The following is a 16,742-nucleotide window of genomic DNA, read 5'->3' on the forward strand; positions in this document are numbered from 1 at the left end:
GGCCTGGCGGATGAACGGTGGCCTGGGGGATATGTGCCTCGCATCGCCCTAGGCTTCGTACATGCCCGTCTGGTCATTCGATAGCGCCGATTCGGCCGCCACGGCCGCTGCCCTGCTGCTGGCCCTGGCCATCGACCGCTGGTGGGGCGAGCCGCCCGCCGCCCTGCACCCCGTGGTGTGGATGGGGCGGGCGCTGGGCGCGTGCGGCGCGCGCGTGGCGCCGGAGCGGGCCACGGGGCGCGATCTATGGTCTTTTTGGCTTGCGGCCCTTGCCTGGTGCTCGCTGGCAGCTATTGTTTTGGTAGCATCCTGCGCGCTGCAATGGGCCGCCCTGGCTCATCTGCCGGCCTGGGGCGCGGCGCTGGCGCTGGGGCTGCTGCTCAAGCCGCTGCTGGCCTGGCGCATGCTGCGCGCCGAGGTGCTGGCGGTGGAGGCGGCGCTGGGCGAGTCGCTGCAGGCCGGGCGCGAGCGCCTGTCCTGGCTGGTGAGCCGCGACGTGCAACGGCTCGACGCGACGGCCGTGCGCGAGAGCGCCATCGAGTCGCTGGCCGAGAACCTCAGCGACTCGGTGGTCGCACCCCTGTTCTGGTTCGTGCTGCTGGGCCTGCCGGGCGCGGCGCTGTACCGCTTCGCCAACACGGCCGACGCGATGTGGGGATACCCCGGCATGCGCGGTGGGCGCTACTGGAAATGGGCGGGCAAGTGGGCGGCGCGTGCGGACGATGTGCTGTCCTGGCTGCCCGCGCGCATCACGGCGGTGCTGTTGTGGGGTGTGTCGCGTGGCAACGGCGCCCGCTTGACTGATCTGCGCGCGCAGTCGCGTCTCACGCCGTCGCCCAACGGCGGGTGGCCCATGGGGGCGATGGCGCTGGCGTTGGGGGTGCGCCTGTCCAAACCAGGTGTGTACGTGTTGAACGCCCCCGGGCGTGCGCCCCAGGCCGCGGACACGCAGCGTGCGGTGCGTTTGGCATCAAAAACACTGCTAGCGCTTGTGGTGCTTGCGGTAGCAGCTCTGTTATTGATAGCTATAGTGCACACCCATGTCTGACCATGCGCCACAGCACGGCGGCCCGGATGCGCTGGGCGTGCCGCTGCATGACTTCTCCACCAACGCCAACGCCTGCGGTCCTTGTCCGCAGGCCATCGCGGCACTCCGGCAGAGTGACTTCACCCACTACCCCGACCCGGCCTACACCGCGCTGCGCGCGCAGATCGCCACGTTCCACGGCGTGGCGGTGCAGCGCGTGGTGCTCGCCGCCAGCGCCAGCGAGTTCATTCATCGCATCACCGCGCACGCGGCACGCAGCGGCGTGCGCCAGGTCGTTGTGCCCGCGCATGGCTACGGCGACTACACCTGCGCGGCCCAGGTGTGGGAGCTGGACTGCCGCCACACACCTTCTTCTGAGCCGGCGCTGCACTGGGCGTGCGAACCCGCCAGCCCGTTGGGAACGACCGATGCTGCACTGACGGCGTGGTGCGCCCCGGCCCCTGTCGGCGTGTTGCGCATACTGGACTGCGCCTATGCACCCCTGCGCCTGGAGGGAGCCGCCACCGTAGCGCCTGATGCCGCCTGGCAGATGTGGACGCCCAACAAGGCGCTGGGCCTGACCGGCGTGCGCGCGGCCTATGCCATTGCGCCGAGTGCCGCGGTCGCCGATGGCAATGTCGCCGCTGTGCAGGCGCTGGCGGCCTCCTGGCCAGTCGGTACCGACGGTGTTGCCCTGTTGGCGGCCTGGGTCCGGCCGGATACGCAGGCATGGCTCGCGCAATCGCTGGCGACCCTGCGCGAATGGAAGGCCGCGCAACTGGCGCTGTGCGCGGCCCTGGGCTGGGCCGTTGCGCCGGGCAGTCTCGCCAACTTCTTCACGGCATGTCCGCCGGTGCAGGATGTGGGGACCTTCCTGCAATGGCTGCGCGCGCGTGGCGTCAAGCTGCGCGACTGCACCTCGTTTGGCCTGCCCGGGCATGTGCGCCTGGGCGTGCTGCCACCGCAGTCGCAGCGGGCGCTGGAGGTATCGTGGCGCCTCTACAAGGAATCGCAATGAACAAGACCCGACCCGGGCCGGCGCGCTGCGTCATGGTGCTGGGCACCACCAGCGGCGCGGGCAAGAGCTGGCTGGCCACCGCGCTGTGCCGCTACTACAGCAACCAGGGCCTGAAGGTGGCGCCTTTCAAGGCGCAGAACATGAGCAACAACGCGCGCGTGGTGGCTGCACCGGGCGAGCAGTTCGGCGAGATTGGCAGCGCCCAGTATTTCCAGGCGCTGGCAGCGCGGGCCGTGCCCGACGTGCGCATGAACCCGCTGCTGCTCAAGCCCGAAGCGGACACGAAGAGCCAGGTGGTGCTGCTGGGTCAGGTGAGCGATGAGCTTTCGCAACTGCCATGGCGCGGCCGCAGCCAGCGTGTGTGGCCGCAGATCGCGGCGGCGCTGGACGCACTGCGGGCCGAGAACGACGTGGTGGTCATCGAAGGCGCGGGCTCGCCGGCAGAGATCAATCTGCACGCCAGCGACGTGGTCAACATGCGCGTGGCGCGCCATGCTGAGGCGCGTTGCCTGCTGGTGACGGATATCGACCGCGGCGGCGCCTTTGCCCACCTGTTTGGCACATGGGCGTTGCTGCCCGAGGAAGAACGCGCGCTCATCGCTGGCTTCGTGCTCAACAAGTTCCGTGGCGACGAGGCACTGCTGGCGCCCGCGCCGCAAATGCTGCAGGACAAGACCGGCGTGCCCGTCGTCGCCACTATTCCGATGCAGTGGAACCACGGCCTGCCCGAGGAGGACGGCGTGTTCGACATGCGCTCCACCGCCGTCGGTGCCGTGCATACGCGCATCGCCGTGGTGGCGTATCCGCGCATCAGCAATCTGGACGAATTCCAGCCGCTCAAAAATGTGCCGGGTGTGCGTTTGTCCTGGGCGCGCAGCCCCGCGGATGTGGAGGGCGCCGACTGGATCGTCCTGCCCGGCAGCAAGGCCACGGCGGCTGACCTGGCCTGGCTGCGCGCACAGGGGTTGGACGCGGCGATTGCTGCGCATGCGGCACGCGGTGGCCGTGTGCTGGGAGTCTGCGGTGGGCTACAGATGCTCGGCGAGGCGTTGATCGACACCGTGGGGGTGGACGGCAATGGCCCCGGCCTGGGCCTGCTGCCGTTGGTGACGAGCTTCGAGGCCACCAAAACCGTGCGGCCCACGCGCCAGTGCTTCGGCGCCGTACAAGGCGCCTGGCGGCATCTCGCCGGCGTGGCTGTGCAAGGCTACGAAATCCACCATGGCCAGACTGCTCAGCACCCGGCCATGGCAGCCAGCGGCGATGTGGCGCGCGAACTCATTCCCGGGTTGGCGTGGCAGAACCCCGGGGGCAATGTGCTGGGCCTGTACCTGCACGGCCTGTTCGAGGACGCAGCCGTGCTGCGGGCACTGTTCGGTGCCGACGCTCCGACACTGGATGCGGTGTTTGAGGGGCTGGCCGCCGGCATCGCACGGCACTTCGAGCCCAGGGCGTTGGATGCCCTCGCTGCGCAGTAAAGGACGATAACTGCGGTTGTTATCATCCCCGTCCTCAGGTGCCCGCTGCCGCAAGGCAAAGGGAGAATCGGGAAGGCGGTTGGAGTCCGCCGCGTGCCCAACGCTGTAAGGAAGATGACCCCCCGCTCAATGCCACTGGCCGCCAAGGCCGGGAAGGCGCGGCGGGTCAGATGAATCCAAGCCAGAAGACCGGCCTGAACGTTCATCGCGCTGCAAGGCCAGGCAGCGTGCGACCTATTCACGCACAGGGGACTGCCATGAATACCGCGCAGGCGCAAGCCACGCAAAGCGTTCACGCCTTTACGCAAGAGGCCCGCGACGCCATTTACCGCACCATCTTTTCACGCCGTGATGTGCGCGGGCAGTTTCTGCCCACCCCGGTACCGGACGAGGTGCTCAGCCGCATCCTGACCGCGGCGCACTATGCGCCTTCCGTAGGCTTCATGCAGCCATGGAACTTCCTGGTGGTGCGATCGCAGGACACCAAGCGCCGGGTGCATGATGCCTTCGCCAAGGCCCATGCCGAAGCGGCCGGTATGTTCGAGGGCGACAAGCGCGCGGTGTACCAGCGTCTCAAGCTCGAGGGCATTCTGGAGTCGCCCATCGGCCTCTGCATCACGTGCGACCGCGAGCGCACCGGTCCGGTGGTGGTAGGGCGTACCCACATGAAAACCATGGACCTGTACAGCAGCGTCTGTGCCGTGCAAAACCTGTGGCTCGCCGCGCGCGCCGAGGGGCTTGGGGTGGGGTGGGTGAGCATCTTTCACCAGGCTGACCTGCAGCAGGCGCTGGGTATTCCCAAGAGCATCACCCCCATCGCCTACCTGTGTGTCGGCTACGTCAGCCACTTCCACGCCAAGCCCGAACTGGAAACCGCTGGCTGGCTGCCACGCCTGCCCGTGGAAGACCTGGTGTACTTCGAGCAATGGGGGCAGCGCGACGACCAGCAGCCCCTCATCGCGCATCTGCGGTGCGACCAGGCTGCGGCGCAGTGCAGTCGCCAGACCGCACCGGCATAAGCCAGCCACAACGCATGGGGCCCGCCGCGCAATACGGCCACCTCTTGATGCGCGCCCCGTGAGTCGGGGTTGCGCTGGACCTTTTTTTGACAATCGAAACACGCCATGATCATCGACCTGCCTTTCGTTGCTGACCTCACCGATCTGCCACTGACGCAGGCCCTGCAACACAAGCTGGACAACAAGACCAAGCCACTGGGTGCGTTGGGGCGCCTGGAGCAACTCGCCCTCCGTCTGGGCCAGATCCAAGGTACCGAATCACCCATGCTGCAGGCGCCGCAGATGCTGGTGTGCGCGGGCGACCATGGCCTGGCGGCCAAGGGCGTATCGGCCTATCCGAGCGACGTGACCTGGCAGATGGTCGAGAACTTTCTGGCAGGCGGCGCAGCCGTGAGCGTGCTGGCGCGCCAGCACGGCCTTCAGCTCACCGTGGCCGACTGTGGCGTGGCGCGCGAAGTACCCGCACGCGACGCCGTCCCCGGTGCGCCCCGTCTGGTGCACTGCCGTGTGGCGGCGGGCACGCAGGACGCGAGCGTCGGCCCTGCGATGACCGAGGCGCAGTGCGCCCAGGCGCTGCGCAACGGCATGGATATCGTGCGCGCCATGCCCGGCAACGCGCTGCTGCTGGGCGAGATGGGCATCGGCAACACGTCCGTGGCGTCGCTGTTGTTGGCGCGTCTGGCAGGCGTGCCGCTGGCCGAGTGCACGGGTGCCGGTACGGGACTGGATGCGGCAGGCATCGCGCGCAAGCAGGCCGTGCTGGAGCAGGCGCTGGCGGCCAACGCCGGTGCTACGCAGCCCTTGGAGGCCCTGGCCGCCCTGGGTGGTTTTGAAGTCGCCACGCTCACCGGCGCCGTGCTGCAGGCCGCCGCCGAGCGTCGTGTGATCGTGGTCGACGGCTTCATCACCTGCGCGGCTGTGCTGGTGGCCGCGCGCCTGGCGCCTGCCGTGCTGCAGCGCTGTGTGTTTGCCCATCGCTCCGGCGAACGGGGCCATGGCCACATGCTGCAGGCTTTGCAGGCGCAGCCGCTGCTGGACCTGGGGCTGCGCCTGGGAGAAGGCTCAGGTGCCGCTCTGGCTTGGCCGTTGCTGGAGTCGGCATGCCGCGTGCTGCGCGAGATGGCGAGTTTTCAAGCGGCCGGGGTGGACGGAGCGATGCGCTAAGTGTCTTGCCGGCACTTGCCATCTTCAGGATGGGCGCATGAGGAATTCGACGGGGCTGTGCAACCAGAAGCCGTCCTATCACACACTGGATAAATAGTTAAATACTATCGATCGAATTTGCCAATTGATGAAAAAGTAGTAAGAATCTTCTCTACCAAGTGACCTATTGAAACCCTGGTACTACACGTCCGACCAGCCCGACCTCAAGGCCGGGGACTACATGGTGGACCAGTTCTTCCCCTTCGTCATCGAGCGCGACCGCTACGGCCTGCGCGTGCTGCCGGAGAACCTGGGCAACCTGCAGTATTTCGAGTTCGGGGCGGACGAGGAACTGACATCCAAGGAGGTGCTGGAAAACGCGCGCTACCAGAAGGTCGTGCGTGACGGCTTTGCCTCGTTCTTCTTCCACCCCTTCCTGGCGGTTGAGTCCCAGGCGCAGAAGTATGACGGGCGCGGTTATACGCACCTGAAGGAAATCGTGGATGGCCTGACGGCCATGGGCTACACGTGGACCTCACCCAGCCGCCAGCGCAAGCGCTGACCCTGACACGGCGCGCGGCCATGGCGGCCATGCTGCCGTGCGCGGTGTCTTTGCCGCCGTCGTCCGGCGCGCCATTGCGCCACCTCGGCGGCATGGTGTGGCAGCCCAGCCTGCGCACGCTGCGCCCCCAGGGCAACTGGGCGCAACTGGGCATTCGCCGCCTGTTGGTGCAATGGACGGCGGTGGATTCACAGGCTTTTGTGCCGGGCACCGGCCTGCCTCCGATCGCGGCTGAGCTACCCGACTGGGAGCGCATCGCCGCCGAGCCCTGGGCCCAGGAGGTGATCGTGGGCCTGGCGGCCATGCATGGCGAGGCGCAGGCACGTGCCTCGGTGGCGCTGCTGGTGGAGCAGGCGCACGCCCTGGTGCCCATCGTGCAGCGGCTCCCGCTGAAGCTGGGTGGCTGGTATTTCCCCCTGGAGGTGGATCCCACCTGGCTGCCGGGGCCAGAGTGGTCCCAGGGCCTGGCGCAGTTGCCACGCCCGCTGTGGATCAGCGCCTATGACAGTGCCAACCTCGGCCCGCACGCGCTGGCGGACTGGATCGAGCGCTGGCTGCCGGGCGACGTAGGGGTGTTCTTCCAGGACGGCGTGGGCGTGCATGCGCGCAGTCCGGAGGTTGCGCTGAAGTACTTGCAGGTGCTGACCTACCGCCTGGGTCAGGCGCGCGTGCAGATGATTGCCGAAGCTTTTCGCCCCGCGCCAGAAGGCGGGTTCCGCAGCGCCACGGCGGCGGAGTTCCTGCCGCAGATCGATGCCTACAAGGGGTGGGAGGTGCTGGCCTTCGACGGCCCGCACTACCTGGGAGAGCCGCTGGTGGCTGAGCTGGTGGCGCAGGGCGTGCGCTGATGCCGGCGGCTGCCGCGGCAGCACCCCGCAAGGTTGATCAACCCGCGTTGAACGGCGCCGGCGTCTTCGGCTCGTAGTCGCACCAGGGTGCGACCACGCATTCCCAGCAGCGCGGTTTGCGTGCCTGGCACACGTAGCGGCCCAGCAGAATCAACCAGTGGTGGGCGTCCACCAGATACTGCGGTGGCACGCGCTGCAGCAGCTGCATCTCCACGGCCAACGGGTTCTTGCCGGGCGCCAGGCCGGTGCGGTTGCCCACGCGGAAGATGTGCGTGTCCACCGCCATGGTGGGCTGGCCGAACGCCACGTTCAGCACCACGTTGGCGGTCTTGCGGCCCACGCCGGGCAGGGCTTGCAGCGCCTCGCGCGTGCGCGGCACCTGGCCGCCGTGCTGCTCCACCAGGATGCGGCAGGTCTGCATCAGGTTCTTCGCCTTCGTGCGGTACAGGCCGATGGTCTTGATGTAACCCTCCAGGCCGTCCAGGCCCAGCTCCAGAACGGCCTGCGGCGTATTGGCGACGGGAAACAGCCGGCGCGTGGCCTTGTTCACACCCACGTCGGTGGCCTGCGCCGACAGCAGCACGGCGGCCAGCAGCTCGAATACGTTGGTGTATTCCAGCTCGGTGTTGGGCTGCGGGTTGGCGGCCTGCAGCGCCGCGAAGAAGGGCTCGATGTCCTGGGGCTTCATGGGCGGCGATTGTCGCCGGCTGAGGGGCGCGCCGCAGGAAAGCTGCGCGGCAATTGGCGACAATGGGGGCTACCGTCTTTCACCCATCCACCCGATTGCCGTCCATGCCGCTTGCCTTTGCCGACCGCCTGAATAACGTTGAAACCTCCGCCATCCGCGAACTGTTCAAGCTGCTGGGCAAGCCCGGCATCATCAGTTTTGCGGGCGGCTTCCCGGACAGCGCCATGTTCGACGTGGCCGGCATCCGCGCCGCCAGCGAGCGCGTGCTGGCCGAGGAGCCCGGCGCCGCGCTGCAGTACGGCGCCACCGAGGGATACCAGCCGCTGCGCGAGCAACTGGCCACCTTCATGCAAGGCAAGGGCGTGGCGGGGCTGGCGCCCGAGCAGCTCATCGTCACCACGGGCAGCCAGCAGGCGCTGGACCTGCTCGGCAAGACCATGATCGACCCCGGTGACAAGGTGATCGTCGAGGGCCCCACCTTCCTCGCGACCATCCAGTGCTTTCGCCTCTATGGCGCCGAGGTGATCAGCGCGCCCGTGGACGGCGAGGGCGTGCAGCCCGATGCGCTGGAGCGGCTGATCGTCGAGCACCGTCCCAAGCTGGTCTACCTGATTCCTACCTTTGGCAACCCCAGCGGCGCCACCTTGAGCCTGGAGCGCCGCAAGCGCGTGCTGGAACTGGCCGCGCGGCACCAGGTGCTGGTGGTGGAGGACGACCCCTATGGCGACCTGTACTTCGGCGAGGCGCCGCCGGCCAGCCTGCTGGCGCTCTCGGCCCAGGTGCCGGGCAGTCGGGAGTGGCTGGCGCACTGCGGCAGCCTGAGCAAGGTGCTGTCCCCCGGCCTGCGCGTGGGCTGGCTGATCGCACCGCCCGAGCTGTTGGCGCGCGCCGTGATGTGCAAGCAGTTCAGCGATGCACATACCAGCACCTTTGCCCAGGCCACGGCCGCGCAGTACCTCAAGAGCGGCGCCATGCCCGCGACGCTGGCCCATGTGCGCGCCGTGTATGCCGAGCGCGCGCAGGCCATGGGCGATGCGCTGCGTGCGGAACTGGGCGACGCGGTGGAGTTCGTGCAGCCGCGCGGCGGCCTGTTCCTGTGGGTGCGCCTGACAGGGGCGCGCGGGCTGGAGCGTGATGCCGGCGCATTGGCCAAACGCGCGATCGACAAGGGCGTGGCCTTCGTGCCCGGCACGCCGTTCTTCAGCCAGAACCCCGATGCGGCCACGCTGCGCCTGTCGTTCGCCACGGCCGATGTGGCCAAGATCCGCGAAGGCGTGGCGCGCCTCGGGCAGGCGCTCAAGGGTTGAAGGCGATGGTGGACGCACGCACGCAGGAGCGGGTGGAAGCGCTGGAGGTCAAGGCCGCCTTCACCGAAGACCTGCTGGACCAGCTCAACCTGACCATCTACCGCCAGCAGCAACAGATCGACGAGTTGGCGCGCATCGTGGCGCAGTTGCGCCAGCAGGTGCCCGAGGGGGGCGGCGCCACCGTGCGCAGCCTGCGCGACGAACTGCCGCCGCATTACTGAGGTTTACGTCAAATTGGCCGCTAGCGCTCGTCCATCAAGCGTTAGCAGCTCTTATTTATATAGCGAAGGCTGCCCCATGCAATACCGCTTTCTTGGCAAGAGCCAGCTCCAGGTGTCCACGCTGTGCCTGGGCACGATGATGTTCGGCGACCAGACGGATAAGGCCGAGGCCGCTTCCATCGTGGCCCACGCGCGTGCGCATGGCGTGAACTACATGGACACGGCCGACGTGTACACCAAGGGCGCGTCGGAGCGCATGCTGGGCACGCTGCTGCAGGGCCAGCGCCACGACTGGGTGCTGGCCACCAAGCTGGGCAACAAGATGTCCGAGCGGCCCAACGAGGGCCGCTACTCGCGCGCCTGGATGCTGCGCGAGGTGGAAGCCAGCCTGACGCGGCTGCAGACGGACCATGTGGACATCCTCTACCTGCACCGCGACTACGAGGGCATGGACCTGGAGGAGCCGCTGTTCGCCATCGATGCGCTGCTGCGCGCGGGCAAGATCCGCTACTGGGGCGTGTCCAATTTCCGCGGCTGGCGCATTGCCGAGCTGGTGCACGGTGCGCGCCGCATCGGCATGCCCGGCCCCGTGGTGTGCCAGCCGTACTACAACCTGCTCAACCGCATGCCCGAGGTGGAGATCCTGCCGGCCTGCCAGCATTACGGGCTGGGCGTGACGCCCTACAGCCCTGTGGCGCGCGGTGTGTTGACCGGCAAGTACCTGCCCGGCCAGCCACCCCAGCAAGGCACACGTGCCGGGCGCGGCGACCGCCGCATGGGCGAGACCGAGTTCCGCGAGGAGTCGCTCCAGATCGCCCAGCAGCTCAAGCTGCATGCCAAGGCCCGGGGCATCACGCTTGCGCAGTTCGCCACGGCCTGGGTGCTGGCGCACCGCGGCGTCAGCTCCGTCATCGCCGGGCCGCGCACGCTGGCGCAGTGGCAGGACTACCTGCCGGCGCTCGACTATGCGGTCACGCCCGAGGACGAGGCGCTCGTCGACACCCTGGTGGCCCCCGGCCATCCGTCGACGCCGGGCTTCACCGACCCGGCCTATCCGCTGCAGGCGCGCCGCGCCTGACGCCCGAGGACCGGCGCCATGTATCCCTACGTCTTTGCATTGCACCTGCTGGCCGCCACCGTCTGGACCGGCGGCCATCTGGTGCTGGCATTCACCGTGCTGCCGCGCGCGCTGCGCCAGCGGTCGCCCCAGGCGCTGCTGGACTTCGAGCAGGGCTACGAACACGTGGGCATGCCCGCGCTGCTCATCCAGGTCGCCACCGGGCTGTGGATGGCCTTGCAACTCGTGCCCGACTGGGGGCAGTGGTTCAGCCCTGATGCGCCGCTGGAACGCGCCGTATCGCTCAAGCTCGCGCTGCTGGCCGCCACGCTGTTGGTGGCCGCCCATGCGCGGTTGCGCGTCATTCCCACGCTGAGCGCACGCACGCTGCCGCTGATGGCGTGGCACGTGGCGGCCGTCACGCTGCTGTCGGTGGGCTTCGTGCTCACGGGCATCGCGTTCCGCTACGGTGGACTGGGGATGTGATGGAAGGGGCGGGTCCCGCGGTGCAGGGCTGCGATGCGCGGCGCCTGCAGTTGCTGCTGACGCGCGAGATGCCGTTTGGCAAACACCGTGGCACGGTGATTGCCGATCTGCCCGCCAACTACCTGCATTGGTTCGCCCGCGAGGGGTTTCCGCGCGGCGAGATCGGCCAGCTTCTCGCGCTGATGTACGAGCTGGACCATAACGGCTTGCGCGATCTGCTGGCCCCGCTGCGCGCTGCGCCAGGGCGGTGAGCGGCAGTCGCGGGCCGCTTTCACGCTTTTTACGCAAGGGCGCGGAGCGCCGCCATGCGGGCTCCGTCCGCGCCTACCGGCTCACGCCCGTTGGCGCGCGCCGCTGACGGGCATCAGCCGCCGCTGCACGAACATGCCGAGCCGCTGCCGCAGCCCTGCGAGGCGCCGGCCTCGAACTGCGGGAACAGCACGTTGTTCTCCAGGTGGATGTGGTTCACCAGGTCGTCGCTGAGCTGCGCGAGGCCCGCATACAGCGCGCGCCAGGTGTTGCAGGCGCCCATGGGCGGGGTGATGTCGTTGGTCAGGCGCGCGATCTGCTCCAGTGCCTCGCCGTGGTCCACGTGCTCGCTGCGCATCATGCCGATGGGCTGGGTCACGAAGGCGTTGCCGCCGCTGCGCAGCATGGGGAACAGGATGGCTTCCTCCTTGTGCATGTGGGTCAGCAGCTCCTGCTGCATCTCTTCCAGCGCGTCGGCCAGGCCGTGCGGGGTGTTGGGGTTGTCGCGGTGCACGGCTTCCACGCGGCGCGCCATGCGCACCAGCTCGGGCAACTGGGCGCGGTGCACCTCGTGGTAGCGCGCGACGATGTGGTCGATCAGTTCCGTGGGTGTGCCCGCGTCGGGCAGCTCGTTGGGGCGTTGCAGGGCGGAAAGCTCATCCACCACGGCCTGCAGGTCCAGGCCTTTGTCCGCGGCCGCCTGCTCCAGCGGCACTTGGCCGCCGCAGCAGAAGTCCAGCTTCAGGCGGCGGAACACGGCGGTCGCGCCAGGCAGTTCAACGGCAATCTGGCCGATGGCCTGACGGGGGTCGAGGGAGGGAGAGGTGGCGGTATTCATGGGGCTTCCTTAAAGGTTCACTTGTGATGAATATTTTATTCATTAAAATCCACATAGAGTGAATCTTTGTGTGAACCCTTGGTGCAACCATGCGACTGACCCAGTGGACCGACTACACGCTGCGCGTGCTCATGTACTGCGCCGCCTGCCAGGAGCGCGAGCAGCCCGTGACCATCAGCGAGGTGGCCGAGGCACACGGCATCTCGCGCAGCCATCTCACGAAGATCGTGCAGCAACTCGCGGCCCAGGGGCTGCTGGACACCACGCGCGGGCGTGGTGGCGGCATGCGCCTGATGAAGCCCGCCAGCGAGATCAACCTGGGCCAGATCGTGCGCATGACGGAGACCGACTTCGACATGGTCGAGTGTTTCAATGCCGAGTTGAACCAATGCCGCATGAGCAGCCACTGCCGTCTGCAAGCCGTGCTGTCCGACGCCACGCGGGCCTACCTTGCGGTGCTGGACAGCCTCACCGTGGCCGATCTGGTCACCCCGTCCATCGCTGCGCAGCGGCAGGGCGGGGCGGCGCTGGTGCAGTCCATGCGCTGGGTGCCAGGGTTGCCCATCACCCGCCCCGAGACATTGGCGTAAAAACGGGCTCCAGCGCTTTACCTGCAAGCGCGAACCGCTCTACTTTTTGATGATTCAGGCCGCCAGCGGCGGCTCCAGCCACTGGCGCGCCGCCGCCATTACGCACCGGGTGAGGCGCTCCAGCGCCACCTGCGCCGTGCGCGGGTGGGCCCAGTACAGCGGCACGTCCATGGCGGTGTTCGGCAGCAACTGCACCAGACGGCCCTCGGCCAGTTGCTGGCCGATCAGCGTCAGCGGGTGCATGCCCCACCCCATGCCCACCTCGCAGGCGCGCACGTAGCCAAAGTTGGACGGCAGGAAGTGCCTGGGTGCATGCGTGCGCGACGTGAGGCCGTGCGCCTGCATCCATTGGTCTTGCAGCCGGTCCTTGCGGTCGAAGGTCATGATCGGCGCGCGCGCCAGCGTGGCCGCCGTCACACCGTCGGCAAAGTGCCGCGCAATGAACCCGGGGCTGGCGGCGGCCACATAGCGCATGGTGCCCAGCGGCCAGGTGTTGCAACCGGCGATGGCCGTGCCCGTGGCGGTGACGGCGGCGATCACCTCGCCCTGGCGCAGCCGCTCGCCCGTGTGCTCCTGGTCGTCGATGCGCAGGTCCAGCAGTTCGTTGCCGCCCGCGGTGAAGGCGGCCATGGCGTCCATGAACCAGGTGGACAGCGAATCCGCGTTGACGGCCAGCTTGAGCGTTGGTGCCGGCGCGGGCATGTCGGGCAGCAGGTCGGGGTTGGTACGGCGCAACTGGTTTTCCAGCAGCGCCACCTGTTCCAGGTGCAGGCACAGCCGGCGGCCGGCGTCGGTGCCGGTGCAGGGGCTGCCGCGCTGCACCAGCACCTGTCCCACGCGCTCCTCCAACTGCTTGATGCGCTGCGAAACGGCCGATGGCGTTACGTGCAGGCGGCGCGCTGCCCGCTCGAAGCTGCCTTCGCGCACCACGGCGGCCAATGCTTCCAGTCCAGCGTAGTCCAACATTCAGTTTTACTTAATATCGGTTAGAAGTTTGAAGTGTACTTAAATGAATGCGCGGCCTACCATCGGGCGCATGTTCACTCAACACGCCGCCGCTTCCTCCTGGCTCACGGGCTTCACCGTGTGCCTGTCGCTCATCGTCTCCATCGGAGCGCAGAACCTGTACGTGCTGCGTCAGGCGGTGCAGGGTCAACACGTGCGCGCCTGCGTGGCGTGGTGCGTGGCCAGCGATGCGCTGCTGGTGGCGCTGGGCGTGGCCGGCATGGCGCAGGTGCTGGGCCGTTCGCCCACGCTGGCGCATGCGCTGCAACTGGGCGGTGCGCTGTTCCTGTTGGCCTACGGCTTGTTTGCCTGGCATCGCGCTTTCTTTGCACCGGATGCGGGGCTGAACGCCTCGGGTGGCGAACGCGTGGCGCGCGGGGTGCTGGGTGTGCTCAGCGGCCTGGCCGTCATCACGCTGCTCAACCCGCATGTGTACCTGGACACGGTGGTGCTGATCGGCTCCATCGGTGCGCGCCAGGATGGTTGGCTCAAGTGGGTGTTCGTGCTGGGGGCGGCGTCGGCCAGCCTGACCTGGTTCGTGGTGCTGGCTTTCGCCGGGCGGCGCCTGCAGGGCGTGTTTGCCAACCCGCGCGCCTGGCGCGTGCTGGACACGCTGACGGGCGCGATGATGTTCGTGCTGGCCTGGTGGGTGTGGCAGGGTGCCTGACGTCGTGCCCCCACCCATGAAAAAAGCGCTGCCGCGGCAGCGCTTTTTTTTGTACAGCGTTGCCGCTGCGCGGTGGGCGGTCAGAACGCGGGGACCACGGCGCCCTTGTACTTGTCCTGGATGAACTTCTTCACCTCGGGCGTGTGCAGCGCCTTGATCAGCTTGGCGATGTTGGGGTCGTTGGCGCGGTCGGCACGGGCCGCCACGATGTTGGTGTAGGGCGAGTCGGCGCCTTCGATGAACAGCGCATCCTTGGTGGGGTTGAGCTTGGCTTCGATCGCGTAGTTGGTGTTGATCAGGGCCAGGTCCACATCGGCCAGCGCACGCGGCAGCAGCGGGGCTTCGAGCTCCTTGAACTTCAGCTTCTTGGGGTTCTTCACCACGTCCAGCGGGGTGGGCGTGAGGCTCTTGGGGTCCTTGAGTTCGATCAGGCCCTGCTTGGCCAGCAGGATCAGCGCCCGGCCGCCGTTGGACGGGTCGTTGGGGATGGCCACCGTGGCGCCGTCCTTCAAGTCCTTCACGTTCTTGATCTTGCTGGAGTAGGCGCCGAAGGGCTCCACGTGGATCTTGCCGTTGGGCACGGCCACCAGGCTGCTCTTGCGGTCCTTGTTGTAGCTGTCCAGGTAGGGCTGGTGCTGGAAGAAGTTGGCGTCCAGCTGCTTGTCCTCGACGGCGGCGTTGGGCTGCACGTAATCGCTGAATTCCTTGACCTGCAGGTCCAGGCCCTGGGCCTTGAGCTGGGGCTTCACGAAGTTCAGGATCTCCGCGTGCGGCACGGCCGTGGCGGCCACCTTGAGCACGTCGGCGGCTTGCGCGCCCAGCGCGGCAGCGGCCAGGGCAATGGCAGACAGGGTTTTCTTCAGCATGGAGAACGGTTTCCTTGTAGCGGTGACTTGAGAGCACCGCCCTGTGCAAGAGGGCGATGACCAGGGTGTGAAGTGTAAGCGGGACGACTCAGCCGCAAGTCGTTTTTATTTTCATATTCATATATGAAGTAGGTTCTTTATCTTTTGTTATTGTGATAAAAAACCGCACTAGCGCCCATTTGACAAGCGCTAGAAGCTATGAATATGGGAGCGTGAATGGGGCTGCGGTATGGGTGCTCAGCGCAGCACTTCCAGCAGCCGGTCCAGTCCACCCTGGTTGATGGCCACGCGGGCCTGTGCGCGCACGGCGGGCTTGGCGTGGTAGGCCACCGACAGCCCGGCCGCGCCCATCATGGGCAGGTCGTTGGCCCCGTCGCCCACGGCAATGGTCTGGCGCGCGTCGATGCCCATGAGCGAGGCGACCTCCAGCAGCGTGCGCCGCTTTTCCGCGCCATCGCAGATGTCGCCCCAGGCCTGGTCCACCATGCGGCCGGTGAGCAGGCCGTTCTCGATCTCCAGCACGTTGGAGCGTGCGAAGTCGATCCCCAGGTGCGCCTTCACGCGGTCGGAGAAGAAAGTGAACCCACCCGAAACGAGCAGCGTGGCCAGCCCCGCAGCCTTGGCGGCGGCGATGAGTTCGGCCGCGCCGGGGTTGAAGCGCAAGCGCTCGGTGAACACGCGCTCCAGGTGGTCCGTGCCCACGCCCTTGAGCAGCGCCACGCGCTGGCGCAGGCTTTCCTTGTAGTCGGCGATCAGGCCCTGCATGGCGGCCTCGGTGATGGCAGCCACCTCGGCCTTGCGGCCGGCGGCGTCGGCGATCTCGTCCACGCATTCGATGCTGATGAGCGTGGAGTCCATGTCGAAGGCGATGAGCTTGTAGTCGGCCAGCCGCAGCGGCGGCGTGATGCCCTGCACGACGAGACCGGGGGCAAATTCAAAAGGAGTCTGGGACATGGAAGCGGAGTAGAGCGGATGCGAAAAAGAGGGATTGTCGTTCAGGGCTTGGGCAGGTACAGCTGGTCGGACCAGGTGGCCAGCCACCCGGGCTTGAAGGCCACGAACACCGCGCACAGCATGCCCGTGACCATGCCATCGCCCCAGGCCATGAGCCAGCGCGCCACCAGCGACAACTGTTCACCCACGCCCGGCAGCACATGGCCCGCCCATTGCGACAGCGAGCCTGCCACGAACACGCACAGCGCCGTGCCCAGGAAGCCCCGGCCCAGCACATAGACGAAGATGCGCACGCCGGTGAGCGCACGCGCGCCCGCCAGGCGCCGCAGCAGCACGCCCACGAGCAGCGCGAGCGTGGCGGGGACGATGCCCTGCCACACGGCCAGGCCCAGCGCGTCGCCCCAGCCCAGGCTGGGCGAGATCAGCGCGGCGATCGTGCCGACGGCCAGCAGGGCCGGAACCGCCAGCGGCCAGCCCAGCATGAGCAGCACCAGGCAGGCGCCTGACCACTGCAGCTGCAGCGGCATGCGGTGCAGCGTAGGCAGGGCCCAGGCCCAGGGCAGCAGCACGAGCGTGGCGAGCAGCGGCGTCCACAGCGTGGCAGGTGCGCCATGGGCCTCGTGCGCCAACGGTTTGCGGCTGCCCAGCAGCCGCCAGGGCCGCGCGGCCAGCGCGAAGGCCAGTGCCAGCAGGGCGAGGGCGGCTTCCAGTGCCATGGA

Annotated in this window: 20 protein-coding genes and 1 riboswitch; of the genes, 14 read left to right on the plus strand and 6 right to left on the minus strand. The window is 67.8% G+C overall.

The window, feature by feature from the left end:
- The first annotated feature begins 61 nt into the window (after nucleotides 1–61).
- The 7 genes from cbiB (at nucleotide 62) to BV908_RS05775 (ending at nucleotide 7,095) form a co-directional block, all read left to right on the plus strand.
- Nucleotides 62–1,048, plus strand: a complete 987-nt coding sequence (gene cbiB, locus BV908_RS05745; RefSeq protein WP_103737478.1) for an adenosylcobinamide-phosphate synthase CbiB — start codon at nucleotides 62–64, stop codon at nucleotides 1,046–1,048.
- Nucleotides 1,041–2,045 (plus strand): aminotransferase class I/II-fold pyridoxal phosphate-dependent enzyme, encoded by a 1,005-nt coding sequence (locus BV908_RS05750; protein ID WP_103737479.1) that lies wholly within the window; start codon nucleotides 1,041–1,043, stop codon nucleotides 2,043–2,045. The genes cbiB and BV908_RS05750 overlap by 8 nt, the downstream gene beginning before the upstream one ends.
- Nucleotides 2,042–3,523 (plus strand): cobyric acid synthase, encoded by a 1,482-nt coding sequence (locus tag BV908_RS05755; RefSeq protein WP_103737480.1) that lies wholly within the window; start codon nucleotides 2,042–2,044, stop codon nucleotides 3,521–3,523. Before BV908_RS05750 ends, BV908_RS05755 begins: the two co-directional genes overlap by 4 nt.
- A 19-nt stretch (nucleotides 3,524–3,542) precedes the next feature.
- Nucleotides 3,543–3,736, plus strand: a riboswitch (cobalamin riboswitch).
- 44 nt (nucleotides 3,737–3,780) lie between these two features.
- On the plus strand, nucleotides 3,781–4,542 hold the full coding sequence (gene bluB, locus BV908_RS05760) for a 5,6-dimethylbenzimidazole synthase (protein ID WP_103737481.1): 762 nt from the start codon (nucleotides 3,781–3,783) through the stop codon (nucleotides 4,540–4,542).
- 105 nt (nucleotides 4,543–4,647) lie between these two features.
- On the plus strand, nucleotides 4,648–5,706 hold the full coding sequence (gene cobT / locus BV908_RS05765; RefSeq protein WP_103737482.1) for a nicotinate-nucleotide--dimethylbenzimidazole phosphoribosyltransferase: 1,059 nt from the start codon (nucleotides 4,648–4,650) through the stop codon (nucleotides 5,704–5,706).
- 166 nt (nucleotides 5,707–5,872) lie between these two features.
- On the plus strand, nucleotides 5,873–6,247 hold the full coding sequence (locus BV908_RS05770) for a DUF2334 domain-containing protein (RefSeq protein ID WP_246867450.1): 375 nt from the start codon (nucleotides 5,873–5,875) through the stop codon (nucleotides 6,245–6,247).
- A 20-nt stretch (nucleotides 6,248–6,267) separates the two neighbouring features.
- Nucleotides 6,268–7,095 carry a hypothetical protein gene (locus tag BV908_RS05775; RefSeq protein WP_103737514.1) on the plus strand — a complete coding sequence of 276 codons (828 nt, stop codon included), beginning with the start codon at nucleotides 6,268–6,270 and terminating at the stop codon, nucleotides 7,093–7,095.
- Between the two features lie 37 nt (nucleotides 7,096–7,132).
- Here the strand turns inward: BV908_RS05775 and nth are convergent, their stop codons facing one another.
- Nucleotides 7,133–7,783 carry an endonuclease III gene (nth, locus tag BV908_RS05780; RefSeq protein ID WP_047349476.1) on the minus strand — a complete coding sequence of 217 codons (651 nt, stop codon included), beginning with the start codon at nucleotides 7,781–7,783 and terminating at the stop codon, nucleotides 7,133–7,135.
- A 104-nt stretch (nucleotides 7,784–7,887) separates the two neighbouring features.
- Between nth and BV908_RS05785 the strand changes: the two genes are divergently transcribed.
- From BV908_RS05785 to BV908_RS05805, 5 genes are all read left to right on the plus strand, one after another.
- A complete protein-coding gene (locus BV908_RS05785; RefSeq protein WP_103737483.1) occupies nucleotides 7,888–9,090 on the plus strand; it encodes a PLP-dependent aminotransferase family protein in 1,203 nt (400 codons plus the stop codon).
- Nucleotides 9,091–9,095: 5 nt separating this feature from the next.
- Nucleotides 9,096–9,311, plus strand: a complete 216-nt coding sequence (locus BV908_RS05790) for a SlyX family protein (protein WP_103737484.1) — start codon at nucleotides 9,096–9,098, stop codon at nucleotides 9,309–9,311.
- A 76-nt stretch (nucleotides 9,312–9,387) separates the two neighbouring features.
- Complete coding sequence (locus BV908_RS05795; protein WP_103737485.1) at nucleotides 9,388–10,389, plus strand: aldo/keto reductase; 1,002 nt, start codon at nucleotides 9,388–9,390, stop codon at nucleotides 10,387–10,389.
- Between the two features lie 18 nt (nucleotides 10,390–10,407).
- Nucleotides 10,408–10,854: a CopD family protein gene (locus BV908_RS05800; RefSeq protein WP_011806290.1), complete on the plus strand. Its 447-nt coding sequence runs from the start codon at nucleotides 10,408–10,410 to the stop codon at nucleotides 10,852–10,854.
- Entirely contained in the window at nucleotides 10,854–11,105 is a 252-nt protein-coding gene (locus BV908_RS05805; RefSeq protein WP_103737486.1) for a DUF3820 family protein, read from the plus strand. The genes BV908_RS05800 and BV908_RS05805 overlap by 1 nt, the downstream gene beginning before the upstream one ends.
- Nucleotides 11,106–11,218: 113 nt before the next feature.
- On the opposite strand, the gene ytfE is transcribed toward BV908_RS05805, so the two are convergent.
- Complete coding sequence (ytfE, locus tag BV908_RS05810; RefSeq protein ID WP_015913884.1) at nucleotides 11,219–11,941, minus strand: iron-sulfur cluster repair protein YtfE; 723 nt, start codon at nucleotides 11,939–11,941, stop codon at nucleotides 11,219–11,221.
- An 89-nt stretch (nucleotides 11,942–12,030) separates the two neighbouring features.
- Between ytfE and BV908_RS05815 the strand changes: the two genes are divergently transcribed.
- The gene (locus BV908_RS05815; protein WP_103737487.1) at nucleotides 12,031–12,531 is read left to right on the plus strand and encodes an Rrf2 family transcriptional regulator; all 501 of its coding nucleotides are present in this window, start codon (nucleotides 12,031–12,033) and stop codon (nucleotides 12,529–12,531) included.
- Between the two features lie 54 nt (nucleotides 12,532–12,585).
- Here BV908_RS05815 and BV908_RS05820 read toward each other — a convergent pair whose 3' ends face one another.
- Nucleotides 12,586–13,497: an HTH-type transcriptional regulator ArgP gene (locus BV908_RS05820; protein ID WP_103737488.1), complete on the minus strand. Its 912-nt coding sequence runs from the start codon at nucleotides 13,495–13,497 to the stop codon at nucleotides 12,586–12,588.
- A 70-nt stretch (nucleotides 13,498–13,567) separates the two neighbouring features.
- Here BV908_RS05820 and BV908_RS05825 point away from each other — a divergent pair, with 70 nt between their 5' ends.
- Nucleotides 13,568–14,203 carry a LysE family transporter gene (locus tag BV908_RS05825; protein ID WP_015913881.1) on the plus strand — a complete coding sequence of 212 codons (636 nt, stop codon included), beginning with the start codon at nucleotides 13,568–13,570 and terminating at the stop codon, nucleotides 14,201–14,203.
- 80 nt (nucleotides 14,204–14,283) lie between these two features.
- Here BV908_RS05825 and BV908_RS05830 read toward each other — a convergent pair whose 3' ends face one another.
- The 3 genes from BV908_RS05830 to BV908_RS05840 all read right to left on the minus strand — a co-directional run bounded on the left by BV908_RS05830 (nucleotide 14,284) and on the right by BV908_RS05840 (nucleotide 16,739).
- Nucleotides 14,284–15,069, minus strand: coding sequence for a MetQ/NlpA family ABC transporter substrate-binding protein (locus BV908_RS05830; protein WP_103737489.1), 786 nt, complete (start codon nucleotides 15,067–15,069; stop codon nucleotides 14,284–14,286).
- 237 nt (nucleotides 15,070–15,306) lie between these two features.
- Nucleotides 15,307–16,023, minus strand: a complete 717-nt coding sequence (gene serB / locus BV908_RS05835; RefSeq protein ID WP_103737490.1) for a phosphoserine phosphatase SerB — start codon at nucleotides 16,021–16,023, stop codon at nucleotides 15,307–15,309.
- A gap of 41 nt (nucleotides 16,024–16,064) precedes the next feature.
- A complete protein-coding gene (locus tag BV908_RS05840; protein ID WP_103737491.1) occupies nucleotides 16,065–16,739 on the minus strand; it encodes a hypothetical protein in 675 nt (224 codons plus the stop codon).
- Nucleotides 16,740–16,742: the final 3 nt, after the last annotated feature.

It is taken from the genome of Diaphorobacter sp. LR2014-1 (assembly GCF_002916785.1).
GTDB classification, from domain to species: Bacteria; Pseudomonadota; Gammaproteobacteria; order Burkholderiales; family Burkholderiaceae_C; genus Diaphorobacter; species Diaphorobacter nitroreducens.